At 58.8% G+C, this 571-nt stretch carries 1 protein-coding gene; it reads right to left on the bottom strand.

Going from position 1 to position 571, the window contains the following annotated elements:
* Positions 1 to 508, bottom strand: a 508-nt coding sequence (locus tag AC58NV_RS23715; RefSeq protein WP_497229328.1) for an IS5 family transposase, incomplete at its 3' end; no start/stop codon positions are given.
* Positions 509 to 571: the final 63 nt, after the last annotated feature.

The following is a 571-nucleotide window of genomic DNA, read 5'->3' as shown; positions in this document are numbered from 1 at the left end:
TATTGCTGCCGGTGATCTCCACGGCTCTGACCTCCAGCGTTTCCTCGTCAATTCCGATGTGTATCTTGCGCCAGATGCGCCGCTTGGTGCCACCATGCTTTCGGGCACTCCACTCACCTTCGCCCTCGGCCTTGATACCGGTGCTGTCGATCAGAAGGTTCAGCGGGCCATCCCCTCCACGGTAGGGGATGGCCACGCTCAGCTTTCGTTGGCGACGGCACAAGGTGCTGAAGTCCGGGACCGGCCAGTCCAACCCGACCAACCGAAGCAGGCTTTCGACGAAACCAGTCGTCTGTCGCAGCGGCATACCGAACAGCACCTTCATCGTCAGGCACGTCTGGATCGCCGCATCGCTGAAGCTCAGCTGCCGACCACGTTTTCCGGTCGGAGGTGGTTTCCACACCATATCGGGATCAAACCACACCGTCAGCGAACCGCGCCGCCTCAGCGCTTCATTGTAAGCCGACCAATTCGTGGTCTTGTACTTCGTAGGGGCCCAACTGCTCATGCCTCCCAGCTATCATGCTGGATTCATGCAGTGAATCCCAAGAAAGATTTGTGCAACAAGGCC

It is taken from the genome of Leisingera sp. ANG49 (assembly GCF_059694505.1).
Note: the sequence above shows the minus strand (reverse complement) of the source record. Positions and strands in the feature narration are given on the sequence as shown.